Origin of the sequence: Streptomyces sp. NPDC046977 (assembly GCF_040644455.1) — a bacterium.
GTDB lineage: Bacteria > Actinomycetota > Actinomycetes > Streptomycetales > Streptomycetaceae > Actinacidiphila.
Genome location: NZ_JBEYWO010000001.1, coordinates 186,748 through 210,885, shown reverse-complemented (window position 1 = coordinate 210,885; position 24,138 = coordinate 186,748). Strand labels below are relative to the sequence as shown.

The following is a 24,138-nucleotide window of genomic DNA, read 5'->3' as shown; positions in this document are numbered from 1 at the left end:
ACGCGACGGCGGCGGGACTCCCCCCGGTGCCCCGCCGCCGCGTGCCGTCGTGTCGTCGTTTCGTCGTGCCGCTCGGCCGGCCGGGTCAGCCGTAGAGCTTGGCGACGGCCCTCGTGGTGGTCTTCTTGAAGGCCTTGACGGGCGCCTGGTCGAGCGTGCCCATCTGGCTCCACTTCACGACGGTCACGGTCCGGCCGTCGCGCCCGATGCCGTAGAGCGCGACACCGTGCTCGGACTCGGGGGGCGCGGTGTGGACGCCGTAGACGTGCGCACCGTTCGCCACGCCGAGCGGGCCGTAGTCCTTCCAGTCGGCCTCGCCCTGCGGGTTCTGGCGTTCGAAGCGGACGGCGCAGCCGCGGACGGACGTACGGAGCCGGGTGGCCAGGTCGCGGGCGGCCGTGGCGTTCTTCGCCGTGAAGGTGAGCTGGACGGCGCCGGTGTCGAACTCCGTGCCGAACTCCCGGTACGCGGCGCGGCGGGACGGCAGGACGCGCTCCAGGCAGAAGACCGGGTAGTCGGGCAGGCCCTGGGTGACCCGGCCCGCGTACCAGGGGGAAGTGGGGTGCGGCGGCAGTTCCTTGGGCGCCAGGAATTTCGGCGCGGGCGCGGCGGCCTCCGCCTCGGCCGCCCCGAGGCCGAGCAGGGCGGTGGCGGCGACGGCCGCCACGACGGCGCGGCGGGTCAGTGAGTGCTGGTACACGATGCGTCCCCGTTGTCTGTGGTGTGGTCCTCGGTCGTGGTGCCACCGGCGCCGGAGCGACGGCGGCGATGTGCACCAGGCTGCGCGGGACGGTCGCGGCCCGGCAACGGATACCGCGTCATCCGGGACGCCGGAACGGTTCCGCGTACCCTGGCCTGGGGAGAGAGGAGCGCCCTGGAACGGGTGCCGGGAACGCGGGACGACGGCGGGGGCACGGGGATGGCCGGTACGGCGGCGGGCAGCGGGCAGTTCGCGGAGCGCCTGCGCGCCCTCAAGGAAGGCTCGGGGCTGAGCTACGGGCAGCTGGCGAGCCGGCTGCACGTCAGCACGTCGACCCTGCACCGCTATTGCCACGGTGACGCCGTTCCGGCGGACTACGCGGTCGTGGAGCGCCTGGCGCGGCTGTGCGGGGCGGGGCCGGAGGAACTGGTCGAGCTGCACCGCCGGTGGGTGATGGCGGACGCGGCGCGGCGGACCGGCAACCGGGGCGGCGGCGCGGAGCCGGCGGAGGACATGCCGCCCGAAGTGCCCGACGTGCCTGATGCGCCCGCAGTGGTCGCGGTGGAGGGCCCGGCGCCCGGCGCCGGGGAGCCTGCCCGCCGGCCGCCGCGCCGCGGTCCGTGGCGCCGGCGGCTGTCCCGCCCGGCGGTCGTGGTGTCTGCGGCCGCGCTCGTGCTCACCGGCGCCGCGCTGGCGATGACCGACGCCACGGGCGACGGCCGTCCGCGGGCGGCCCGCACCGCGCCTTCCGCGACCGGCGGCAGCGGCAGTGCCCGCGCCTCGGCCCCCGTGACGGAAGGGGTGCACGGCGGCCGACCCTCGCCGACGCCCTCGGCGACCGGGACCCGGGCCGCTCCTTCGGTCGCTCCGTCGTCGGGCGGGCCGTCCCGCCGGCCCTCACCGGGGGGAACGCCCAAGGGTTCCACGCCCGCCGGCCCGGGCGTCCCGGCCGAGCCGCTGACGTGGAGTGTGCGGTCGCACGTGTGGGAGAACGGCTGCGACCACCGCTATCTGATCGACCGTCCCCCCGCCGACGTCCCGCCGCCGCCCGTCGCGCAGGACGCCCGGGCGTGGGCGACCGCCCTCGACGCCGTGCACGGGGGCACCACCATCGTCGAGACCACGCTGCGCGGCAGCGCGGCGGCGCCGGTGGTGGTGCAGGCGCTGCATGTGCGGGTGGTGGAGCGGCGCGGCCCGCTGCGCTGGTCCTCGTACGCGATGGACAACGGCTGCGGAGGTGCCCTCACCCCCGCCGTGTACGCCGTCGACCTCGACGTCGCGCGCCCTCTCGCCCGTCCCCAGGACGGCTTCGACGGCGAGCGGACCGTCCCGGCGGTCCGTCTGCCGTACCAGGTCTCCGGCCGGGATCCGCTGGTGCTGCGGGTGGACGCCCGGACGCAGGGCTGCGACTGCGACTGGTACCTGGAGGCCGACTGGACCTCGGGCGGACGCACGGGCACGGTCCGCATCGACGACGGAGGCAGGCCCTTCCGCACCAGCGGCGTCAAGGGCCGCCCCCAGTACGGCTACTGGCCGGAGACCGGCTGGACCCGCGGCTGAGGCCGCGGGCTGCTTCACCACCGGCTCCGCCTCGATGGGGCCTGTTCGCCGGGGCCGGCCGGGGCGAGGGAGACCGACGAGTCGATCTCGGCGTGCCCGAGCAGGGTGACCGCCGTCCCGGAGCAGGCGGCGTACGTCATTGCGAATGGCTGCTCCGGGCCCGCATCGGCGCCGTCGCCGCCCTGCCTGGCTCCTTGGAGTGCCGCGGTTCCGGATCGAGCTGTCCGTCGGACGAGCGGCCGCCGCCCGCGCAGACACCGGGCAGGAACTCGACCCGGCGATGCCGGAGTTGGCCACATGGGGCTTGAAGGGGAATGGGCCGACCGCGCCCCGCCGAGACGTTCCACCCCGGCTGGGCCGTGCTCGGGCTGCGGGCCCGCTTCGATCCCGGGACGGTGGTGGACTTCCGCGCCGTGTACGAGTTCCGCGTCGACGACGGGACGATCGAGGCGCTGCGCGGACCGGCCCAGCACCCTGACGCGACCGCCACGACGGGCCAGGAGGCGTTCCTGGGCCTGACCGGTCGAGGTCTCCCGTCCGGCGACGCCGGCGTGCTGCCGGCCGGTCGCCCGCGGGATCGCGGGCGCGGGCCGACGGGGCGTCAGGAGCCGAACGGCAGCAGCAGCCCCTTGTTCATGGTGAGCAGCACGACCAGCACCATCAGGTCGGCCGCGCCGAGGACGAGCCCGAGAAGGGCCCGCACGGGACGCTTGGTGCCGCGCACCAGGGCGACGCCGCCGAGCACCAGGGCGAACGGGCCGAGCACGATGTTGAAGGCGAGCAGGCCGATCAGCCCGAGGACGAACGAGGCGACGGCCATGCCGTCGGCGCCGTCCGAGCCGTCCTTGGGGCGTGCGTCGCGGCGCGTGGGTGCGTAGGAGTCCATGGGTCGAATCCCCCCTGGGAGACGTGGAGTCAGCGGTTGCGGTGGTGGGCGAGGCGTTCGCGGACCGAGAAGACGAGCAGCCAGGCGGCGATCGCGCCGGCGGCGGTGAGGAACACGGGGAACGAGGTGCAGGAGACGGTGCCCAGGAGGATCCCCAAGGCGACCAGGGCGACGAGGAACGTCACGAGGCGCTGCCTTTCTCGATGACTGCGGTGCCGCGGCGGTACGTGCCGCGGACGGGCGGAGCGGGGCGAGGTGGCGCTTGAGTGAACAGTTGGAATAACAGTTGTTCACTGAATCCGTAGTCTAGTGTCGCCAAACTCAGCGAACAGCTGTTTACTGGATGACATGAGTCACACCCTCGGGGTCCGCGAGGCCCAGAAGCAGCAGACCCGGCAGGCCCTCCTCGACGCGGGCCTGCGCCTGCTGGAGAACCAGAGCCTGAGCAGCCTGGGACTGCGCGCCGTCACGCGCGAAGTGGGCGTCGCACCCGCGGGGTTCTACCGCCACTTCCGGGACATGAGCGACCTCGGGGTGGCGCTGGTCGGCGAGTCGCTGAGCAGCCTGCACGCGATGATCCAGGCGATCCTGGCCGAACAGGACGACGCCGGGGAGGTCATCGCCCGCTCCGTGCGCCTGATGGCACGGCATGTGCACGAGCACCGGCCGCACTTCCGGTTCATCGCGCGCGAGCGCCACGGCGGCGTCACCGCGGTCCGTGAGGCCATCGCGGCCGAGATGGCGCAGTTCGCCGAGGAGGTGGCCACCGCCCTTGCGGCGCAGCCGGTTTCGGCGGGCTGGCGCACCGAGGACGTGCGCATGCTCGCCGAACTCTACGTCGACCGCATGCTGATGACCGCGATCGCCTTCATGGAGGCACCGGCGGACGACCCCGCGGCCGCGGAACGCATCGAACGCACTGCCCGCAAGGAGCTGTTCCTCATCCATCTGGGCCGCCGGCACTGGCTCGCCGCCCAGGAGGACGGCAGCGCGCCCCAGGACTGAAGGAGCGTGCCACGATCCGGAATGACGATTCGCACTTGTGGAGATCGGCCATCTAAGGTGAAGCCATGGCCATCGCACTCTTTCGGCGCAATCGTTCGGCACGCAACGGTACGGAAGCGGCGGTGCTGGCACCGCCGATCGCCAGAGGCGCGGGACTGATCAGCTGCCAAGTGCTGGACCCTCTCGGGCAGCCCATGAACGGCGCCGACATCGTAGTGACCGAACTGGGCAGCGGACGCGTGCGGGTGAAGGCGACCAGCGACCCCTACGGCACTTTCATCGCGACGCTGCCGCCCGGGCAGTACACCGTCGTCGTCTCCGCGGACAGCCTGCAGCCCTACCGCGGCACGGTGGAGATAGCCGAGGGACTGCAATCCCCCATCGGCAGCATCCAGTTGGCCCCCTCCCCCGGGCTGGAGCTGCCGCCCCCCGGCACCTGGCTCTTCGACCCTCCGCACACCGCGATCCGCTTCATCGCCAAGCACGTGGGCATGGCGCATGTGCACGGCCGCTTCGACCGCTTCGAGGGCGGCATCCGGGTCGCCGAGCGCATGGAGGACTCGCAGGTCGAGATCAGCATCGACGCCGCGAGCATCAACACCGGCAACCGCACCCGGGACAACCATCTGCGCTCTGCGGACTTCCTGGACGTCGCCGCCTACCCCTTCATCCACTTCGCCAGCGACCGGTTCCTGCACCGCACCGGCAACAAGTGGACCGTCCAGGGCCATCTGACGATGCACGGCACCAGCCGCTCGGTCTCCCTGGACACCAACTACCTGGGCCTGGCGACCGGCGGCTACGGCGAGGAACTGCGTTGCGCGGCCCTCGCGAGCGCCGAACTGCACCGTGAGGACTACACCCTGAACTGGCAGAACATGCTGGCGCGGGGTATCGCGGTGGTCGGCCCGACCATCAAGCTGGAGCTCGACATCCAGGCCATGTTCTCCGCGCACGACACCCCGACGCCTCCGGAGTAGCCGGGCCCGGGCCTCAGAACGCGCTGTCGGCGGCGGGCGTGATGACCGCGAACACCGCGCCCTGCGGGTCGGTGATCTGGGCGAAGCGGCCGACACCCGGCATGTCCGTCGCGGGCACGCGCAGGGTGCCGCCCGCCGCCACGGCCTTGGCCACGGTCGCGTCGACGTCGGCCGCCGTGAAGTACGGCAGCCAGTGCGCGGTCGTGCCCGCGGCGAGCTGCGCCTCCTCCAGCAGCCCGACGCCGCCGTGGCCCGCGTTGTCGTCGCCGGCGCCCGGGGAGACCACCACGTACGTGAATCCGGGGTTGCTCATGTCGTCGGTCTTCCAGCCGAAGACGCTCCGGTAGAAGTCGAGCGCCGCGGCAACGTCCGCGGTGTACAGCTCGGTCCAGTACAGGCTGCCGGGCTCGTTGACGATGTCGATGCCCTGGTTCGCGCCGGGCTGCCAGACGCAGAAGTGCGCGCCGGCCGGGTCGGCGAAGACCGCCATGCGGCCCTGGTCGAAGACGTCCATGGCCGGGGCGCGGACCGTGCCGCCGGCCTGCTCCACCGCCTTGGCCGTGGCCTCGGCGTCCTGGGTCCGGAAGAACGGCTCCCAGGCCGCCGAGCCGGCGTCCGGGTCGCCCGGGCCGATCCCGGCGACGGTCCGGCCGCCGATCTTGAACATGCCGTAGCCGCCCGCGTCCGGTCCGGCCGAGACGTACTCCCAGCCGAACACCTCGCCGTAGTACGCGGCGGCGGCCTTGCTGTCCGGCGCTCCCAGGTCGAGCCAGTTGGGCGCGCCGGGGAGGAAGTCTGTGCTGAGCATGGGGTGCTCCTTCGACGGAGGGTGTTTCCCTGGTCGCGCACAGTCTTGCAGGGGGCACTGACAACGCCCCCGACCAGCGGGAACAGCTCCGCGGGTGCCCCCGGGTCCACACCGCCCGACGGACCGTCAGGAGCGGCGCGGCTGGCTGGCGATGACGGCGAACACCGCGCCCCCCGGATCCGCCAGGTGCGCGAAGCGGCCGACGCCCTCGGTGTGCTGCGGGGCCATGACCACCGAGCCGCCGAGCCGGTCCGCCGAGCGCACCACCGCGTCGCAGTCGGTGACCTCGAAGTACGGCAGCCAGCGCGGGACGACGCCCGCCGCCCCCATCTCGTCGGTGATCCGCACCACGGCGCCGAGGGTGGTGCTCCCGTCGGAGGTGGACAGCACCGTGTAGCCGGAGTCGCCGAAGGGGACCTCCTGCGCCTGCCAGTCCAGGACGGAACCGTAGAAGGCGATCGCCGCGGCGGGGTCGGGCACGAACAGTTCCGCCCAGCACAGGCTGCCGGGTTCGGTGACCAGGTCCAGGCCCCGGGTCCCGGCGGGCTGCCAGACCGAGAAGTCCGCGCCTCCGGGATCGGTGAAGCCCGCCGTCCGCCCGTTGGTGAACACGTCGAAGGGCCCGAAGCGGACCGTTCCGCCCGCCTGCTCCACGGCCTTTGCGGTGGCGTCGGCGTCGTCCGCCTGGAAGAAGAGCATCCAGGCCGGGGGCGAACTCTCGTCGGCGGACGGGCTGAGGGCGGCCACGGTCCTCCCGTCCAGCTGGAAGAACCCGTAGCCGCCCGCTTCCGGCCCCAGGGGCCGCATGTCCCAGTCGAAGAGCCCGCTGTAGAACGCGGCGGACGCGCCGGGATGGCTGCATCCGAGATCCAGCCAGCTCGGGGCCCCGTGGGCGTAGTGAGTCGTGAGCATGACGGGCTCCTTCGCTACGGCGCGCTGCCCTGTGCCGTCCTCCCGCTTCCGCCCTCAGTCTGGCACCGCCGCCCGGCTCCCGCCGGGCGGCGTCACTTCTTGGCCTTGGTGAACTCGTCGTACGCCTTCAGCACGTCCGGGGTCGGACCGTCCATGCGGAGGGTGCCGTGCTCGAGCCAGATGGCACGCGTGCAGGTGTCCCGGATCGTGTTGTTGTTGTGGCTGACGAGGAAAACCGTTCCGGCTTCCTCGCGCAGCTCGCGGATCCGGGCCTCGGAGCGCTTGCGGAAGCTGTTGTCGCCGGTGGCCAGCGCCTCGTCGATCATCAGCACGTCGTGCGTCTTGGCCGCGGCGATGGAGAAGCGGAGCCGGGCCGCCATGCCGGAGGAGTAGGTCCGCATCGGCAGGGAGATGAAGTCCCCCTTCTCGTTGATGCCGGAGAACTCGACGATGTCGTCGTAGCGCTCCCTGACCTCGTCCTGGGTCATGCCCATGGCCAGGCCGCCGAGCAGCACATTGCGCTCGCCGGACAGGTCGTTCATGAGCGCGGCGTTGACGCCGAGCAGCGACGGCTGGCCCTGCGTGTAGACCTTGCCGCTCTCCGCGGGCAGCAGGCCGGCCACCGCCTTGAGGAGGGTGGACTTGCCCGAGCCGTTGGAGCCGATCAGCCCGATGGACTCGCCGCGGTACGCGGTGAAGCTCACACCGCGCACGGCGTGCACCGTGCGCACGTTCGGGTTGCCCTTGCGGCGGATGATGCGCGACAGCGCGTTGACGGCGCTGCCCCGCCCGCCGCCGGCGCCGTGCACCCGGTAGACGATGTGCAGGTCGTCCACGATCACGGTGGGAATGCGCTCGTCAGCCACGGCCGTACCGCTCCTCTGCCTTCCAGAAGTACACAAAGCCGCCGATGCCCATCACGAGGGCCCAGCCCAGCGCGACCGGCCAGACGTGGGGCGGCAGCTGGTCGCCGGTGAAGCTGTCGATCAGCGCGAAACGCATCAGGTCGATGTAGACGGCGGCCGGGTTGAGACCCAGCAGCAGCCTGACCACGTAGGGGGCGTGTGCCGCGACGTGGCTGATGCTGTACATCACACCGGACATGTACATCCACGTCCGCAGGATGAACGGCATCAGCTGCGCCAGGTCCGTCATCTTGCTGCCGATGCGCGCCACGACCAACGCGAGGCCCGCGTTGAACACCGACTGCAGCAGCAGCGCCGGCACCACCAGCAGCCACGACGGCCGCGGCACCTCGCCGGTCATCAGCACGATGGCGAACAGCACGAGCATCGACATCATGAGCTGCTGCAGCTGCATGAGCGTCTGGGCGATCGGCAGGCTCGCGCGCGGGAAGTGCAGGGCGCGCACCAGGCCGAGGTTGCCGGCGATCGCACGGACGCCCGCCATCACCGAGGACTGGGTGAAGGTGTAGACGAAGACGCCGGTGACGAGGAACGCGATGAAGTTGTCCACGCCCCGGTCGGTGCCGAGCAGCAGGCCGAAGATCAGGTAGTAGACGGCCGCGTTGAGCAGCGGCGTCAGCACCTGCCACAGCTGGCCGAGGCGGGCCTGGGTGTACTGCGCCGACACACGGGCCGTGGCGTACGAGACGATGAAGTGACGGCGCCCCCAAAGCTGCCGTACGTACTGGACCAGGCTGGGCCTGGCTCCACTCACCGAGAGGCCGTACTTGGCCGCCAGTTCGCCGGGGGGGAGCGTCAGCGTGCCTGGCGGCGCGGTGGCCGCGGAGGAGGACTCGATGTCAAGGCTCACGGGGGCGGCGCTTTCTTTCGAGGGAGGGGATGCGGGGTGGGGGGTTAACGCTAAACCGGAACGACACCGTACCGTCGTGATCGAGACGTTAGACCACCCGAGCGCTGGAACGCAACCGTTCCGTCGCGACGTCGCGTAGGCTGCCGCACATGGCATCGGACACAGCCCCCTCCCGCCGCGCCCCCGCCGGGGCAGCCGTGCTCCGTGACGACGTCACGGAGGCCATCCGCGCTGCGGTCTTCGCGGAGCTGGCGGCGGTCGGCTACGGCCGGATGTCCATCGAGGGCATCGCCCGCCGCGCCGGTGTGGGCAAGGCCGCCGTCTACCGCCGCTGGCGGTCCAAGCTACCGCTCGTCCTCGACGTCGTGTCCGCGGTCGCCGCACTCGGCGTCCCCGCCCCCTCGACGGGCTCGCTCCTGACCGACATCCGCGTGCTGCTGGAGGTCACCGCACGGGCACTGCGGCACCCCGTCGCCTCCCAGATCATCCCCGATCTGCTGGCCGAGGCCTCCCGCAGCCCCGAGATCGCCGAAGCCCTCCAGACCGCGCTCAGGGACACCCAGCGGGGCATCGCCTCCGGCATCATCGACAGCGCGATCGCCCGCGGTGAACTGCCGCAGGACACCGACGCCGAGCTCGCCCTGGACCTCATCGCGGGCCCCCTCTACTGGCGCCTCGCCGTGCTCCGCGCACCCCTCTCGCCGCGCTACCTCGACCGTCTCTCGGCCGCCACGACCGCGGCACTCGCGGCGACAGCCGCGATGTGATCATACGCACACCCGTCAGCCGCGAGGGATCGCGAAGTCGTCGAGGTGGGCCTGGTCCAGGGCCGGCCAGGGAACGGCTGCGGTGAGGACCGCGAGAGCCGACGTCGGGAACTTGTCGGCGGCCCGGAGCAGGGCCTCCGACGCGCCGCCGCCCGCGAGCCGGAGCGCGAGGTCCTGGACGCCTGGGTTGTGCCCGACGAGCAGGACGGTACGCACGCTGTCGGGCGTCTCACGCAGGACGTCGAGCAGGGCGCGTGCGGTGGCGGCATAGAGCCGCTCGTCGTACGCGACCTGCGGCTCCGCGCGGGCGCCGAGGGCGCCGGCGGCCAGCTCCCAGGTCTCCCGGGTGCGCACGGCGGTGGAGCACACCACCAGATCCGGGATGTGCTTGTTCTCACGCAGCCAGCGCCCCGCGGCGGGCGCGTCACGGCGACCGCGGGCGCCCAGCGGACGGTCGTGGTCGGGGACGTCCGGGGGCCAGGCGGACTTGGCGTGCCGCAGCAGGACGAGATGCCGGGTCACGGCCGCACCCCGCCGATCTCACGGGTGAGCTCCAGACCCAGGAAGCGGTCCATGTGCGCGAAGGTCTCGAACCGCGAACCGGGCGGCAGTTCCGTCTGCGCCCCGACGAAGTCGAGGGCCTCCAGCACGGCCGGGGTGTCCAGGTCCCGGGAGAGCGCCGCCCGCATGCGCTCGACGTGCTGCGCGCACATCGGCCTGGAGGGCTCCTCGGCCCACAGCGCGACGTCCCGGCGCCAGCGGGCGAGCCGCGCGGCGGCCGTGCCGAGCGCCGGCGGCGCGAGCTCCAGGGGCACCCGGCGGTCCCGGCCCATCAGTGCCAGCCGGAGGTCCAGCCCCGGGGACATGCCCCCGGACACGGGGCCGACATCCATGCGCACGCCCTCTCCCTCGTCGCCGGGGTCGTCCGTGTCGCCCACGGCCACGACCCGCACCGCCATCCGGCCCGCCAGGCCCTCCTGGGCCTCGGACACGGTCGCCACCCGGATCGCCGCGGGGGCCGCCCCGAGCGCCCCGCAGACGCCCGCGTCCTCCGCCCCGACCAGGGCGAGCAGCACCTGCCCCCCGGTGGCCTCGACCGTGCGCACGAGCACGTCGGCCGTCACGATCACCCGCGCGGCCTGCGCACCGCCGCCGCGGGGCACGCAGGCCACGACCCTCAGCGGAGCCCGGCGTCCCGGCTCCAACTCCACGGTCCCGCCCGTCCGGCCGTCCTCGATGCGCAACACGTCTCCGAATCTACGCCGGGTGCGGGCCTTACGGCCCGAGCACAATGCCGCGTGGTTCTTTCCCCGCCCTCCCACCCGAGTGCCCGGCGCGGTAAGTGCGGGCCCCGCACGTTTGCCGTAGGGGTCGGTGCCGCGCCGGGGTACTCCCCCAGCCTTCGGCCGGGGGGACCCCCTCAGCGCTCGCGGGTTACCCCCACATCGTCCGGCATCGACCACGCCGTCACCGCTCGTCTCCCCCAGCTACCGCTGGGAGGTGCCCCCACGGGCGCACCCCGCCACACCCCCTCCCTGGGTCGTTGGGGCGACTTACGGCCGGTGGGGGTCAGAGAGCACTTGCGGCCACCCCGGACCGCCCCTTCACCCACCCACCGGGGATCAGGCGCATGACGAAACCTAGGGGCGGGGCTGGAGGGGTGGCGTTCTGGACTGTGGAGCATATTTGGGTGCACAACCCGGAGCACGCAGCCGACAGTGCCTGAGGCACCTAAATGTGCTGTCCAGAATGGCAGCCCCGGAGGCCCCGCACCCGGCCCCCCAACAACGCGCGTCGGGGCGCGTGACTTCACAGGGCACACGGGCGGGAGGGCGGGGAAACAACCCGGCACAGCGAAGCGCAGCGTGCGGCGCTGTGCACCCCCTCGGAGCCCGACCTACAGTTGCGCGTATCGGACATAACAGACGGAAGAGCCGCACAGCCCGGTGAGAGGAGCCGTCAGTGCGTGAGATCCTCCCGGCGCTGAGCCGCTGGTACGCCTCCGGCACCCCCTTCGGCCTGGCGACCGTCGTCGATGTCAGCCGCAGCGCGCCACGCGGTCCGGGCGCGGCCATGGCCGTCGGGCCGGGCGACGAGGTCGTGGGCAGCGTGTCCGGCGGCTGCGTGGAGGGCGCCGTTTTTGAACTCGCCAAGGAGGTCGTGGAGTCCGGCGAGGCCCAGGTGCAGACCTTCGGCTACAGCGACGCGGACGCCTTCGAGGTGGGGCTGACCTGCGGCGGCGAGCTGACTCTGCTCGTCCGGCCGGTGTCCCCCGTCAGCGATCCCGCCTTCGGTGCGGTGGCCGCGTCCGTCGCGGCGCACCGGCCGGTGGTGACCGCGACCGTGCTCGACGGGCCCGCCCCGCGCGGGGCCTCGCTCGCCGTGTGGCCCGACGCGGTCGCCGGCACCCTCGGCACGGAGGGCCTGGACGCGGCGGTCACCGACGACGCCCGCGGCGGGCTGGCCCAAGGCGTCACCGGGCTGCGGCACTACGGCCCGCGCGGCGAGCGGCGCGAGGACGCCGTCGGCGTTTTCGTGCAGTCGTTCGCCCCGCCCCCGCGCATGCTCGTCTTCGGCGCGATCGACTTCGCCGCCGCGGTGGCCCGGATGGGGCTGTTCCTGGGCTACCAGGTGACGGTGTGCGACGCCCGGAAGGTGTTCGCGACGCCCCGGCGCTTCCCGGAGGGCGTGGAGGTCGTGGTCGACTGGCCGCACCGCTACCTCGGCGGCACCACGACCGACGACCGCACGGTCATCTGCGTCCTGACCCACGACCCCAAGTTCGACGTGCCGCTGCTGGAGGAGGCGCTGACGCGTCCCGCCGCGTACATCGGCGTGATGGGCAGCCGCCGCACCCATGAGGACCGCCTCAAGCGCCTGCGCGACACCTCGGTCCCCGCCGAGGCGCTCGCCCGCCTGCGCTCCCCCATCGGGCTCGACCTCGGCGCGCGCACACCCGAGGAGGTCGCGGTGTCCATCGCCGCCGAGATCGTCGCCCTGCGCTGGGGCGGCACCGGCATGCCGCTCTCCGCCACCGCGGGAGCCATCCACCCGCCCGCGCTCAGCGGCGTCGCGGCGTCCGGCTGACGGCAATCGCCTGGGGGTTTACATGTTGATCATGTGGCCCGCGAGGCCGTGCAGCGCCTCCTGGACCGCCTCGCCGAGGGTGGGGTGCCCGTGGACGTTGCGGGCGAGCTCCGCCGCCGTCAGGTCCCACTTCTGGGCGAGCGTCAACTCCGGCAGGAGCTCGGTGACTTCGGGCCCGACGAGGTGGCCGCCCAGCAGTTCGCCGTGGGTGGCGTCGGCGACGAGCTTGACGAAGCCGCCCGAGTCCCCGAGACCGTGCGCCTTGGCGTTGGCGGAGAACGGGAACTTGGCGACGCGGACGTCGAAGCCGCGCTCGCGGGCCTGGGCCTCGGTCCAGCCGAAACTGGCGATCTGCGGCTGGCAGAAGGTCACGCGCGGGATCATCACGTAGTCCAGCGGCATGGTCTCCGCGTCGCCGATGGTCTCCGCGGCGACGATGCCCATGGCCTCGGCGGCGTGCGCGAGCATCAGCTTGGCGGTGACGTCGCCGATGGCGAAGATGTGCGGGACGTTCGTACGGCAGTACGCGTCGATGTCGATGGCGCCGCGCTCGGTCAGCCGGACCCCGGTCTGCTCCAGGCCGTAGCCCGAGACGCGCGGCTGGAAGCCGATGGCCTGCAGCACCTTGTCGGCCTGGAGGGTCTGCCGCTGGCCACCCGTGGTGACCATGACCTTGACCTGGTCGCCGGAGTCGTTGATCGCCTCGACCCGGGTGGAGGTCAGCACGTCGATGCCCATCCGCTTGTAGCGGCGGGCCAGTTCGGCCGAGACCTCCTCGTCCTCCAGCGGCACCACGCGGTCCAGGAACTCCACGAGGGTCACCTTGACCCCGAAGTTGTGCAGGACGTAGGCGAATTCGACGCCGATGGCGCCCGCTCCCGCGATCAGGACACTGCGCGGGAGCGTGTCCGTCATGATCTGCTCCTCGTACGTCACGACCCGCTCGCTGAGCGCCGTACCGGGCAGCAGCCGGGTGGTGGCCCCGGCGGCGATGATGCAGTGGTCGAAGGTGACGGTCTGCGAACCGCCCTCGTTGAGGGCCACCTGGAGGGTGTGGTCGTCGGTGAAGGTGCCGCGGCCGTCGAACTTGGTGATGTCGTTCTTCTTCATCAGGTAGTGGACGCCCCTGACCCGGCCGTCCGCGACCTTGCGGCTGCGCTCGAAGGCCGCGCCGTAGTCGAGGGTGACCTCGCCGTTCACCCGGATGCCGAAGGTCTTGGCCTCCTGGGTGAAGATCTGGGCCAGTTCGGCGTTGCGCAGCAGCGCCTTCGACGGGATGCAGCCGACGTTGAGGCACACACCGCCCCAGTAGCGCTCCTCGACGACCGCGGTCCGCAGTCCCAGCTGGGCGGCCCTGATGGCCGCGACGTACCCGCCGGGGCCCGCGCCCAGGACGACGACGTCGAAGTGTGAACTGGTCATGCGGCAACCCCTGTCTGGACCACTGACGGATGCTCGTGCAGGCCGGACTTCCCCGTGTGCAACGATCACCCGCGCGGTTCGGCCGCGCAACATGTGCGCGGTGTCCGGCCCGTCACATCGGCGCCGTCGCACGGCGGATGAGCCGGCACACCCTCAGCAACCGTGGCCAAAGGTTCCGGCCGGGCCCGGGACGGCGGGCCCGGTTGACCGGGAGTGCGCGCTCCGGGCGTGCGGCGGATCACTTCTGCCAGGAGGCGACCGGTTGCGGGCGCCCGGGGCGGCAGGGACCTACGTCCCGAACGCAAAGGACTTCAGGACGGACCAAAGTCCGAGGTCAGCGGCGGATCCGCGCCCTACGGTGGAGTGCTGATCCACGCATGCGGCGCATGCGTCCGAACGGCACCAGGAGGTATCCCCGTGGCACTGACGACTCGCGCGAACCGGACGCTCGGCGTCCTGGCAGTGACGATCGCCGGAGCCTCGGTGATGGCCTGCGGGACGCAGCACATGTCCCAGACGGCGGCCGCGGCGCCCGCCAAGGCCGCGCCCACCGCGACCGCCACGCCTTCCCCGGCGGCCCCGTCCGCCCCGGCGGTCCCGCACTCCCTGGCCGCCCACTCCCCCGCCGCCAAGGCACCCGCGCCCACCGGCGGCACCCCCCGCACCACGGCCCCCGCCAAGCCCACGCACCACCGCGCCGCCGCTCCGGCCCACCGGGCTCACCCGTCGCACCCGAAGCACACCGCGCCCGCCACCCCGCCGGCCGCGCACCGCACGACCGCCGGCACCCCGGCGCACGCGCCGGCCGCCGGCCGGGTCGACCAGTCCATCCAGCACGGCGCGGAGGGCGGCGGGAAGTCGGTCGCACTGACCTTCGACGACGGCCCGGACCCCACGTGGACCCCGAAGGTCCTCCAGGTCCTCGCCGCGCACCACGCCAAGGCCACCTTCTGCGAGATAGGCCCCAACGCCGCCGCGCACCCGGACCTGGTCAAGAGGATCAGCGCGGCCGGCCACCGCCTGTGCAACCACTCCGTCCACCACGACGAGGCACAGAGCGGCAAGTCCGCCGCCTACAACCGGCACGAGATCGTCGACGCGCAGCAGGAGATCTCCCGCGCCGCCGGGAACGGCGACCGGCTCTGGTACTACCGCGCCCCGGGCGGCGACTTCTCGCCCGCGATCCGCGCCATAGCCGCCGGCCACGGCATGCGCCCGCTCGGCTGGACCGTCGACTCCGAGGACTGGCGCCGGCCCGGCGTCGACTCCATCCTCAAGAACGTGAACACCGAGCTCAAGCCCGGCGGGATCATCCTGATGCACGACGGCGGCGGCGACCGGTCGCAGACCGTCCAGGCCCTCGAAACCCTGCTCGACCGCCTGGACGCGGCCGGCTACACGTACACCTTCCCCGGGCGCTGAATCGCGCGGGCGGCGCGCCCGGCGCACCATGAGCACATGGCTACCGGGAGCGCCATCGACGCCGGGACCGTGGTCAACATGCGCGATCTCGGCGGGATCCCGCTGGCCGGCGCGGGCCCGGGCCGGGTCGTGCGCCCCGGGGTGGTGCTGCGCTCCGGCCCGCTCGACCGCTACGACGCCGGGGCGGACCCGGACGTCGCGGGTCTCGGTATCCGTACGGTGGTCGACCTGCGCACCCACGACGAGCGGGCCGGCGCCCCCGACGTCCTTCCCGAGGGCGCCCGGCTGTTCGTCGCCGACGTCCTCGGCGACAGCCCCGACCTGCCCGCCGCGCGGCTGCCGGACCTGCTCGACGACCCCTCGGGGGCGCACCGGGAGCTCGGCGGGGGCCGGGCCGAGGAGCTGATGGCACGGGCGTACGAGCGGATGGTGCGGTCGCCGCGGGCGTGCTCCGCGTACTGCGCGCTGCTGGAGACCGCGGCGGACCCCGAGGCGCGGCCGGTGCTCTTCCACTGCACGGCGGGCAAGGACCGCACCGGGTGGGCGAGCACGGTCCTGCTGACCCTGCTCGGCGCGGATCCCGCCGTCGTGGAGCGGGAGTTCCTGTCGGTCAATCCCGCGGTGCGCGAGGCCTTCGGCCCCGGGCTGCGGCGTTTCGTGGCGGCCGGCGGCGACCCGGAGATCGCGGAGGCCGTCGTCGAGGTCCGCCCGCGCTACCTGGAGGCGGCGCTGCGTACGGTGGCCGAGGACTGGGGGGATGTCACCGGCTATGTGCGGCACGGCCTGAGACTGCCCGATGCCGCCGTGGACCGCCTGCGGGACGGACTCGTCGCCCCCGGCTCCCGGGCGTGACGATTCCGCGCACACGGGCTGCGCGGGCGCCCCGGAGACGGTGTAATGACGAGGTGGTCAGGGACGGCGCGAAGGGACGCAGAGTTCGGACGCTGTCGGCCGAGCTCGCGCTCAAGACGCTCCGATCCGGTCCTGACCAGGCGGGACGTCTGAGATCCGTCGTCGAGCAGGCCCTGGTCTTCACCGGCGCCACGCTGGTCGCCGTCTACTTTCCCGCCGAGGGCGGCGGGGAGCTGCGCCTGGTCGCGTCGGCCGGTGTTCCGCGCACGCTGTACGGGCTGCGCGACGGTTATCCGGCGGACGGGCCCTCGCCCGTGGCCACCGCGGTCCGGCGCGGCCGGCCCGTCGTCGCGACCTCGGGCACCCCCGGCGCGTACGGCACCGCGGCCGGGGGCGAACCGCCCGACGGGGCGGCCCCGTTCGACGCGCCGCTGATCGCGCTGCCGGTGCGGGCGGAGGAGCGCGACGCGGGCTGCCTGGTCGCCGTCACCGACGACCCGGCGGGCTTCGGCGCCGAGGACCGGCAGTGCCTGGAGCTGTACGCCGCGGCGGCCGCGGCCTCCCCGCGGGAACCGGCCGGACCGCCCGACACGCCGGATATGCCGGATATGCCGGGAACCCGGTCCGGCGGCCCGGCCCACGACTTCGACCTCGCCATGGACACCGGGCGGATCCGGGTGAACAACGACGTTCTGGCGCTGTTCGGCCTGGCCCCGGCGGACTTCGACGGACGGGTGGACACGCTGCTGGCACTGACGGTGCCGGAGGACCTGCCGACGGTCATGTCCGTGGTCGAACCCGGTCACATGGCCACCGGTGAGCGCGAGTTGGAGTTCCGTATCCGCCGGCCCTCGGGCGAACTGCGCTGGCTGCGGCTGCGCGGGCACGTGGTGTTCACGCAGGACGGGCGTCCCGCGCGGCTGGTGGGCACCGTCGGCGACACCTCGCGGCTGCGCGCCGGTGCCAACGACGTGGGCCGGATCCAGCAGCTGGCGACCGACCTGTCGAACGCCTCGACGGTCCAAGAGGTCAGCCAGGTCGTGGCCACGGCTCTGCGCGGGCCGCTCAACGCCGACCGGATCGCGCTGGCCGAGGTGGAGACCGACCGGCTGGTCGTGACCGTGCTCGACCCGGCAGACCAGAGCGCCTGGCCCGAGGTGTGGCGCAGCGAGTGGCGCACCGAGTGGCCGGACGCGCCGACCCGCTCGATGCCGACCCTGGCGACCGCGCTGCGCGAGGGCAGGATCGCCTTCTGCCCACCGGGAACGCCACTGGAACCCGCGCTGGCCGGGGTGGGCACCGGCGGGCTGGCCGTGCTGCCGCTGCCGGCCGCGGGGCGGGTGGTCGGCTGCTGCCTGATCGGCTGGGACTCCCCGCACGAATTCGCCCCCGACGAACGGGCCGTGCTGACCGCCGCGGCCGGCCTGGCGGGCCAGGCACTGGTACGGGTGCGGGCCTTCGACGCCGAGCACGAACTCGTCGCCACCCTCCAGCGCACCCTGCTCCCCCGCCGCCTGCCCGAACTGCCCGGCGGGACCGCCGTCGCCCGCTATCTGCCGACCACCGGCGGCCTGGAGGTCGGCGGCGACTGGTACGACGTGATCCACCTTCAGGACCACCACGTCGCCCTGGTCATCGGTGACGTGCAGGGGCACAACGCGGGCGCGGCCACGCTCATGGGCCAGATGCGCACGGCGATCCGCGCGTACGCGGTGGAGGGGCACCCTCCCGACGTCGTCGTCTCGCACGCCAACCGGCTGCTCATGGGCATGGAGACCGACCTGTTCGCCACGTGCTGCTACGTGTCCGTCGACATGGAGGCGGGCAGCGGCTGGTGCGTTCGCGCCGGGCACCTGCCCCCGGTCCTGCGGCTGCCCGACGGCGGGACGCAGACGGTGGAGGGCGACGGCGGGCCCCCGCTCGGTGTCAGCGCGCACGCCGAGTTCCCGCTGATCCCGCTGCGCCTGCGTCCGGGCACCGTCCTGGCGATGACCACCGACGGACTGGTGGAGTCCGCGGAACTGCACTACGACGACGGCATGCGGCGGCTGGCCGCGGCGCTCTCCGCCACCGACCCCGGCCATCTGGGGCTGATGGCCGACGCGCTGCTGGACGGCGCCACCCGCGGCGACGACATCGCCCTGCTGCTCATGCGCTACGACGGCATGGCGGTCAGGCCCGTCCGCGAGAGCTGGACGGTGTGGCGGCTGCCCGACGCCGCCTCGCACGCCCGGCGTTTCACCGGCCGCACCCTGCGTGCGTGGGGGCTGCCCCGGGACGAGGTGGACACCGCGCTGCTGGTCGTCTCCGAACTCGTCACCAACGCCCTGGTCCACACCGACGGGCAGGTCCGGCTCGACCTCACCCTGATCGGCGACCGGCTGCGCATCGCGGTCGGCGACTCCTCGCCGCGCACCCCCGTCAAGCCCGCCGTCGTCAGCTGGCAGGACACGGGCGGGCGCGGCATCCTCCTCGTCGAGGCGGTGTCGGCGACCTGGGGCACGGTGCCGCTCAGCGGCGGCAAGCAGGTGTGGAGCGAGCTGACGGTGCCGCCACGGTCCTCCTGAGCCTCCCCCGGACGTGATGGACCCCGCCTGATCACCGCTGACCGCCGACCGGACGCCGTGCCACGGCAGTTGAACCGGAACCGCTTCAAAACCGTGACCTGCAGCACCTCTTCCCGACATGCCGACCAGTCGGTATCGTGCGGCCACCCCGGAGCGCCCCCGGGACGTACCGGCCCTGCCCGCTGGGAGACCACGTGATGACGTACTTCGGCGACACCCGGCACCACCCGTCCGCACCCCGCCGCGCCGTGCCCGGCCGGCGGCCGGGGACCGCGGCGCCCCGGCCCGCCTGACCGGATCACGTGCCGTGGGCCCCGCCGGTCCACGGTCCCCGCCGACGCCTGGATGCGACCGAATCCGATTCTGGTTCTGGTTCTGGTTCCGGTGGCGGCCTGTCCCCCCTTCTGCTGTTTCTCCCGTTTCTCCCGCCCCGCCGAACTCCCCTAGGAAGGGTGACTGGTGGAAAGCCTCCTGCGGATCGACGACCTCGGAGTCTCCTTCGGTGGTCTGTCCGCGCTCGACGCGGTGTCCCTGTCGGTCCGGCCCGGTGAAGTGCTCGGCGTCATCGGGCCCAACGGCGCCGGAAAGACCACCCTGTTCAACGCCGTCTGCGGTTTCGTGCGCCCGGCCACCGGCACGCTGCACTGGCAGGACCGCCCGGTGTCCTGGCCGCGCCCGCACCAGCTGGCCCGGCTCGGCATCGCCCGCACGCTCCAGGGGCTGGGGCTTTTCCCCCGGCTCACCGTGCTGGAGAACGTGATGGTGGGCGCCACCCGGCACGCCCGGGCGGGCTTCGCCTCGGCGCTGCTCGGACTGCCCCGTTCCGACCGCGACGAACGCCTGCTGCGGCACCGCTCCCTGGCGGTGCTGCGCGAACTCGGGGCGGAGGACGTCGCCGGCCGGCTGCCCGGCGAACTCCCCTACGGCGTGCAGAAACAGGTGGCTCTCGCCCGCGCGCTGGCCGGGGAGCCGCGCCTGTTGCTGCTCGACGAACCCGCCTCCGGGCTGTCCGAGGCCGAGATGCGCCGGCTCGGCGAGATCATCGGCGGCCTGCGCGAGCGGATGGCGGTCGTCATCGTCGAGCACCACATGGACCTGGTGATGAGCGTCTGCGACCGGGTCCTCGTCCTGGACTTCGGCCGGGCCATCGCCCAGGGCACGCCCGACGAGGTGCGGGACGACCCCCTGGTCACCGAGGCCTACCTCGGCGACGAGGTCACGGAGCCGGCCGGGGAGGCCGCCTCCGGCGCGCCCGGCACCCGAGAGGAGTCCTCCCGTGCTTGAGATCGACGGTCTGGCCGTCCGCTACGGCATGGTCCGGGCCCTGGACGAGGTCTCGCTGACGGTGGACCAGGGCTCGATCACCGCCGTCCTCGGTGCCAACGGCGCCGGGAAGACCACCCTGCTGCGCGCCGTCCACGGGCTGGTCCGCCCGCGCGCCGGCCGCATCGTGCTGGACGGCGAGGACATCACCCCCCTCCCCGTGGAGGACGCCGTACGCCGCGGACTGGCCCATGTGCCCGAGGGCCGAGGGGTGATCACCGAGCTGAGCGTCCACGACAACCTGCGCCTGGGCGGCCTCTGGCGCGGCCGCGCCGAGCGCCGGGCCCGGCTCGGCGAAGGGCTCGACGAGGTGTACGGCCTTTTCCCCGCGCTGGCCGAGCGCCGGGCCCGGCCCGCCGAGACGCTCTCCGGCGGCGAACGGCAGATGCTCGCCATCGGGCGCGCCCTGATAACCCGGCCGCGGCTGCTGCTGCTCGACGAGCCGTCGCTCGGCCTCGCGCCGCGCGTCACCGCCCAGATCCTCGCCGTCCTGCGGGAGTTGCGGGACCGGCAGGGACTGACCGTGCTGCTCGTGGAGCAGAACGCGCGCAGCGCGCTGTCCGTCGCCGACCACGGTGTCGTGCTGAACCTGGGACGGGTCGTCGCCGCCGACGCGGCCGCCCGTCTCGCCACCGCGGACGACCTCCGTCACGCCTACCTGGGGTTCTGAATGTATTTCATCAATCTGACACTCGGCGGGGTGAGCAGCGGCATCGTCTACGCGGCGGTCGCGCTCTCCCTGGTGCTGATCTGGCGGGCGACGCGGATCGTCAACTTCGCCCAGGGCGGCATGCTGATGATCACGACTTTCGTGGCGCTCGGCGTCATCCACGCGACGGGTTCCTACTGGGCCGGGCTGCTGGCCGCGCTGGCCGCGGGCTTCCTGCTGGGCGCGGTGGTGGAACGGCTGCTGGTGCGGCCGGTGGAGAACGCCCCGCCGATGAACGCGGTCATTGTCACCCTCGGCCTGCTGCTGTTCCTCCAGGCGGTCGCCGGGATGGTGTGGGGCGGCTCGCCGCGCTCCTTCCCGCCGCTGCTGGGCATCCAGGGCTTCGGCATCGGCGGCGCGCGGCTGCTGTTGTCGCCGTCGGACCTGTTCACCATCGGCGCCGTGCTGGTCGTCATGGGGCTGCTGGTGGTCCTGTTCCGTGCCACGCCGGTGGGGCTGCGGATGCGGGCGGCGGCCTTCGCGCCGGAGGTGGCGCGGATGTTCGGTGTGCGGGTCGGGCGGGTGCTGACGCTGGGCTGGGCGCTGGCCGGCGCGGTCGGCGCACTCGCCGGCGTACTGATCGCGCCGACCACCTTCGTCGGGCCGAACCAGTTCGACGCCGTGCTGGTCTTCGGCTTCGCCGCGGCCGTCGTCGGCGGACTGGACAGTCCGCCGGGCGCGGTGGTCGGCGGGCTGGTGGTCGGGCTGACGCTGAGTTACGTCTCGGGCTACCTGGGCTCCGAAGTGGCCCTGCTGGGCGCCCTGGTGGTGCTGATGGCGGTGCTCATGGTGCGGCCGAACGGGCTGTTCTCGCGTACCTCCGTGCGACGAGTGTGAGGAACGATGGCAGACACAACTGACACGACTGACACGGCGGACACGACCGGCACGATGGAGCCCTCCGCCGCGAAGTCCCCCTTCGGCGGCCCGGCGTGGCTGCGCCCGGCACTCGACCGGACCCTGGTCCGGCACGCGCTGACCGGCGCGGTGGCCCTGCTCGTGCTCTGCGCGGTCGCCGCCGCCCTGCCGCCGTTCCAGAACCTCCAGGTCGCGAGTGTGGCCACCTATATGTGCGCGGTCGCCGGCCTGACGGTGCTGACCGGGCTCAACGGCCAGATCTCGCTGGGCCACGGCGCCCTGATGGCGGTCGGCGCGTACGGCACCGGGCTGTTCCTCACCAACCTCGGCTGGCCGCTGCTCGTGGCCCTGGTGGCCGGAACGGCGGTCACCGCCGCGGTCGGTGCCCTCGTCGGCACCGCCGCGGCCCGTCTTCAGGGTCCGTACCTGGCGGGCGCGACGCTGACGCTGGCGGTCGGCCTGCCCTCGCTGGCCAACTACCGTCATCTGTCGGACCTGCTGGGCGGCGAGAACGGCCTGGTGGTCGCCACTCCCCCGCCGCCCGCGGCACTCGGCCCGTACTTCCCGCTGGAGCGCTGGCAGGCGTGGATCTGCCTGCTGTGCGCGGTGGTGGTCCTGGTGCTGCTCGCGGACCTCGGCCGCAGCCGGGTGGGCCGCTCGTGGCGGGCGATCCGGGACGACGAGGACGCGGCGGCCCTCGCCGGCATCCCCGTGGCCCGGCTGCGGGTGCTCGCCTTCGTCGTCAGCGCTGCCTGCGCGGGCCTGGGCGGCGGCCTGCTCGCGGTGGTCAGCTCGCTCGCGGCGCCGGGGGCGTTCCCGCTGGCGCTGTCGCTGTCGCTGCTGACCGGGGCGGTGCTCGGCGGGCTGGGCAGCCTCGCGGGCGCCGTGTACGGCTCGATCGTGCTCGTCCTGCTCCCCACCTGGACCGGGGACGTCGCGGACGCGCTGCACCTGTCGCGTGGCTTCTACGCGAACCTGCCGCTCGCCCTGTTCGGTCTCGTCCTCGTCCTGTCGATGCTCGTCTTCCCGCAGGGCATCCAGGGCGCCCTGGTCCGGCTGGCCCGGCGGCTGCGGGCGGCGCGCCGCGCGCCGTCCTGACCGCTCCCCCTCACGGCACGACCCCGCACATCCGTCCATCACCCACCGAATCCGGTTCGGTTCCAGGAGGGACCATGAGAAGAAGTCTCCGCACCGCACTCCGCGCGCGCCTGCACCTGCGCGCCACGGCGGCGTTCGCCGTCCTCGCACTCGCCCTCACCGCGTGCGGTGGCGACTCCGGCGGCGGCTCGGCGCCCGGTGTCACCAAGGACAGCATCGTCATCGGCAGCCACCAGCCGCTCACCGGCCCCGCGGCGCCGGGCTACAGCAACGTCTCGCAGGGCGCGAAGGCGTACTTCGACTACGTCAACGACCACGGCGGGGTCAACGGCCGGAAGATCGACTTCCGGTACCGCGACGACGCGTACAACCCGACCGAGACGGTGAAGATCACCAAGGAACTCGTCCTCCAGGACAAGATCTTCGCGATGCTCGGCGGCCTCGGCACCCCGACGCACACCAAGGTAGTGGACTTCCTCAACGCCCAGCGCGTGCCGGACCTGTTCGTCTCCTCCGGCTGCCGCTGCTGGGACGAACCGAAGAAGCACCCGCAGACCTTCGGCTGGCAGCCCGACTACGTCGTCGAGGGCAAGATCCTCGGCCAGTACATCAAGGAGCACTTCGCGGGCAAGAAGGTCGCGTACTTCTACCAGGGCGACGACTTCGGCAAGGACGGCGTCGCGGGCCTCGACCAGTTCATCCCGGCCGACCAGGTCGTCAGCCGGCAGAGCTACCAGCCCGGCGGCACCGACATCAGCCCGCAGGTCGCGGCCATCGCGGGCTCGAAGGCCGACGTCGTCGTGCTGTTCACGATCCCCAGCTACACGGCGCTGTTCAAGCTGACCTCGGTCAAGCTCCGCTACAACCCGCAGCTGGTGGTGACCAACGTCGGCTCCGACCCGACCACGTTGGGCGGCCTGCTGGACGCGTACGTGAAGAAGGCGGGCGGCACCGCCGACGTCGCCGCGCTGATGGACGGCATCATCACCGACACCTACATGCCGCCGACCACGGACACCTCCAACAGCTGGATCAAGCTGTTCCGTTCGATCCACGACAAGTACATCCCGAAGACGCCCTTCGAGGGCAACGTGGAGTTCGGGATGTCCATGGCCTACACCTTCGTGCAGGCGCTGAAGGCCGCCGGGAAGGACCCGACGCGCGAGTCGCTGGTCAAGGCCGTCGAGAAGGGCGGCTTCACCGGCCCCGGCCTGGTCCCGTTCCGCTACAGCGCCGACTCGCACGCCGGCTACACCGGGGTGCAGATCGGCACGCTGAAGGGATCGGAGATCAGCATGGAGGGCACGCCGCTGGTCACCGACAGCGGGACCGGACCGATCACGGAGTACACCACCGCTCAGCCCGAGGCGCCCGCGGACGGGATACCGGCATCCTGACCGAAGGGA

The 24,138-nt window shown here is 73.0% G+C and carries 24 protein-coding genes; 13 read left to right on the top strand and 11 right to left on the bottom strand.

Annotated elements, in window-relative coordinates; all coding sequences use genetic code 11:
• Window positions 1–85: 85 nt before the first annotated feature.
• Window positions 86–700, bottom strand: a complete 615-nt coding sequence (locus ABZ883_RS00770) for a hypothetical protein (RefSeq protein WP_360899229.1) — start codon at window positions 698–700, stop codon at window positions 86–88.
• 183 nt (window positions 701–883) lie between these two features.
• Between ABZ883_RS00770 and ABZ883_RS00765 the strand changes: the two genes are divergently transcribed.
• Entirely contained in the window at window positions 884–2,260 is a 1,377-nt protein-coding gene (locus ABZ883_RS00765) for a helix-turn-helix domain-containing protein (RefSeq protein ID WP_360899226.1), read from the top strand.
• 14 nt (window positions 2,261–2,274) lie between these two features.
• Here the strand turns inward: ABZ883_RS00765 and ABZ883_RS00760 are convergent, their stop codons facing one another.
• The 3 genes from ABZ883_RS00760 to ABZ883_RS00750 form a co-directional block, all read right to left on the bottom strand.
• Window positions 2,275–2,400 carry a hypothetical protein gene (locus tag ABZ883_RS00760; RefSeq protein ID WP_360899223.1) on the bottom strand — a complete coding sequence of 42 codons (126 nt, stop codon included), beginning with the start codon at window positions 2,398–2,400 and terminating at the stop codon, window positions 2,275–2,277.
• Window positions 2,401–2,861: 461 nt separating this feature from the next.
• Complete coding sequence (locus tag ABZ883_RS00755; protein WP_360899220.1) at window positions 2,862–3,146, bottom strand: DUF4190 domain-containing protein; 285 nt, start codon at window positions 3,144–3,146, stop codon at window positions 2,862–2,864.
• Window positions 3,147–3,175: 29 nt separating this feature from the next.
• Window positions 3,176–3,331: a hypothetical protein gene (locus tag ABZ883_RS00750; RefSeq protein ID WP_360899217.1), complete on the bottom strand. Its 156-nt coding sequence runs from the start codon at window positions 3,329–3,331 to the stop codon at window positions 3,176–3,178.
• A gap of 163 nt (window positions 3,332–3,494) precedes the next feature.
• Between ABZ883_RS00750 and ABZ883_RS00745 the strand changes: the two genes are divergently transcribed.
• A complete protein-coding gene (locus tag ABZ883_RS00745; RefSeq protein ID WP_360899214.1) occupies window positions 3,495–4,151 on the top strand; it encodes a TetR family transcriptional regulator in 657 nt (218 codons plus the stop codon).
• A gap of 65 nt (window positions 4,152–4,216) precedes the next feature.
• Complete coding sequence (locus tag ABZ883_RS00740; protein ID WP_360899211.1) at window positions 4,217–5,131, top strand: YceI family protein; 915 nt, start codon at window positions 4,217–4,219, stop codon at window positions 5,129–5,131.
• Window positions 5,132–5,144: 13 nt separating this feature from the next.
• On the opposite strand, the gene ABZ883_RS00735 is transcribed toward ABZ883_RS00740, so the two are convergent.
• From ABZ883_RS00735 to ABZ883_RS00720, 4 genes are all read right to left on the bottom strand, one after another.
• Entirely contained in the window at window positions 5,145–5,939 is a 795-nt protein-coding gene (locus ABZ883_RS00735; RefSeq protein ID WP_360899208.1) for a VOC family protein, read from the bottom strand.
• Window positions 5,940–6,065: 126 nt separating this feature from the next.
• Window positions 6,066–6,851 carry a VOC family protein gene (locus tag ABZ883_RS00730; protein WP_360899205.1) on the bottom strand — a complete coding sequence of 262 codons (786 nt, stop codon included), beginning with the start codon at window positions 6,849–6,851 and terminating at the stop codon, window positions 6,066–6,068.
• A 92-nt stretch (window positions 6,852–6,943) separates the two neighbouring features.
• Window positions 6,944–7,717: an ABC transporter ATP-binding protein gene (locus ABZ883_RS00725; protein WP_360899202.1), complete on the bottom strand. Its 774-nt coding sequence runs from the start codon at window positions 7,715–7,717 to the stop codon at window positions 6,944–6,946.
• Entirely contained in the window at window positions 7,710–8,615 is a 906-nt protein-coding gene (locus tag ABZ883_RS00720; RefSeq protein ID WP_360900185.1) for an ABC transporter permease, read from the bottom strand. The genes ABZ883_RS00725 and ABZ883_RS00720 overlap by 8 nt, the downstream gene beginning before the upstream one ends.
• A 161-nt stretch (window positions 8,616–8,776) precedes the next feature.
• Here ABZ883_RS00720 and ABZ883_RS00715 point away from each other — a divergent pair, with 161 nt between their 5' ends.
• The gene (locus tag ABZ883_RS00715; RefSeq protein WP_360899199.1) at window positions 8,777–9,394 is read left to right on the top strand and encodes a TetR/AcrR family transcriptional regulator; all 618 of its coding nucleotides are present in this window, start codon (window positions 8,777–8,779) and stop codon (window positions 9,392–9,394) included.
• A 15-nt stretch (window positions 9,395–9,409) separates the two neighbouring features.
• Here ABZ883_RS00715 and ABZ883_RS00710 read toward each other — a convergent pair whose 3' ends face one another.
• Window positions 9,410–9,916 (bottom strand): histidine phosphatase family protein, encoded by a 507-nt coding sequence (locus tag ABZ883_RS00710; RefSeq protein WP_360899196.1) that lies wholly within the window; start codon window positions 9,914–9,916, stop codon window positions 9,410–9,412.
• Complete coding sequence (locus ABZ883_RS00705) at window positions 9,913–10,641, bottom strand: hypothetical protein (RefSeq protein ID WP_360899193.1); 729 nt, start codon at window positions 10,639–10,641, stop codon at window positions 9,913–9,915. Before ABZ883_RS00705 ends, ABZ883_RS00710 begins: the two co-directional genes overlap by 4 nt.
• 715 nt (window positions 10,642–11,356) lie before the next feature.
• Here ABZ883_RS00705 and ABZ883_RS00700 point away from each other — a divergent pair.
• Complete coding sequence (locus tag ABZ883_RS00700; protein WP_360899190.1) at window positions 11,357–12,481, top strand: XdhC/CoxI family protein; 1,125 nt, start codon at window positions 11,357–11,359, stop codon at window positions 12,479–12,481.
• Window positions 12,482–12,499: 18 nt separating this feature from the next.
• Here ABZ883_RS00700 and lpdA read toward each other — a convergent pair whose 3' ends face one another.
• The gene (gene lpdA / locus ABZ883_RS00695; RefSeq protein ID WP_360899187.1) at window positions 12,500–13,903 is read right to left on the bottom strand and encodes a dihydrolipoyl dehydrogenase; all 1,404 of its coding nucleotides are present in this window, start codon (window positions 13,901–13,903) and stop codon (window positions 12,500–12,502) included.
• Window positions 13,904–14,320: 417 nt separating this feature from the next.
• Between lpdA and ABZ883_RS00690 the strand changes: the two genes are divergently transcribed.
• The 8 genes from ABZ883_RS00690 to ABZ883_RS00655 all read left to right on the top strand — a co-directional run bounded on the left by ABZ883_RS00690 (window position 14,321) and on the right by ABZ883_RS00655 (window position 24,129).
• On the top strand, window positions 14,321–15,325 hold the full coding sequence (locus ABZ883_RS00690; RefSeq protein WP_360899184.1) for a polysaccharide deacetylase family protein: 1,005 nt from the start codon (window positions 14,321–14,323) through the stop codon (window positions 15,323–15,325).
• A 36-nt stretch (window positions 15,326–15,361) separates the two neighbouring features.
• The gene (locus ABZ883_RS00685) at window positions 15,362–16,177 is read left to right on the top strand and encodes a tyrosine-protein phosphatase (RefSeq protein WP_360899181.1); all 816 of its coding nucleotides are present in this window, start codon (window positions 15,362–15,364) and stop codon (window positions 16,175–16,177) included.
• Window positions 16,178–16,230: 53 nt separating this feature from the next.
• Window positions 16,231–18,744 carry a SpoIIE family protein phosphatase gene (locus ABZ883_RS00680; RefSeq protein WP_360899178.1) on the top strand — a complete coding sequence of 838 codons (2,514 nt, stop codon included), beginning with the start codon at window positions 16,231–16,233 and terminating at the stop codon, window positions 18,742–18,744.
• A gap of 459 nt (window positions 18,745–19,203) precedes the next feature.
• Complete coding sequence (locus ABZ883_RS00675; protein WP_360899175.1) at window positions 19,204–20,028, top strand: ABC transporter ATP-binding protein; 825 nt, start codon at window positions 19,204–19,206, stop codon at window positions 20,026–20,028.
• The gene (locus ABZ883_RS00670; protein ID WP_360899171.1) at window positions 20,021–20,737 is read left to right on the top strand and encodes an ABC transporter ATP-binding protein; all 717 of its coding nucleotides are present in this window, start codon (window positions 20,021–20,023) and stop codon (window positions 20,735–20,737) included. Before ABZ883_RS00675 ends, ABZ883_RS00670 begins: the two co-directional genes overlap by 8 nt.
• A 30-nt stretch (window positions 20,738–20,767) precedes the next feature.
• Window positions 20,768–21,613, top strand: a complete 846-nt coding sequence (locus ABZ883_RS00665) for a branched-chain amino acid ABC transporter permease (protein WP_360899168.1) — start codon at window positions 20,768–20,770, stop codon at window positions 21,611–21,613.
• Between the two features lie 6 nt (window positions 21,614–21,619).
• Complete coding sequence (locus ABZ883_RS00660) at window positions 21,620–22,732, top strand: branched-chain amino acid ABC transporter permease (RefSeq protein WP_360899165.1); 1,113 nt, start codon at window positions 21,620–21,622, stop codon at window positions 22,730–22,732.
• Between the two features lie 74 nt (window positions 22,733–22,806).
• Window positions 22,807–24,129, top strand: coding sequence for an ABC transporter substrate-binding protein (locus ABZ883_RS00655; protein ID WP_360899162.1), 1,323 nt, complete (start codon window positions 22,807–22,809; stop codon window positions 24,127–24,129).
• Window positions 24,130–24,138 lie beyond the last annotated feature (9 nt).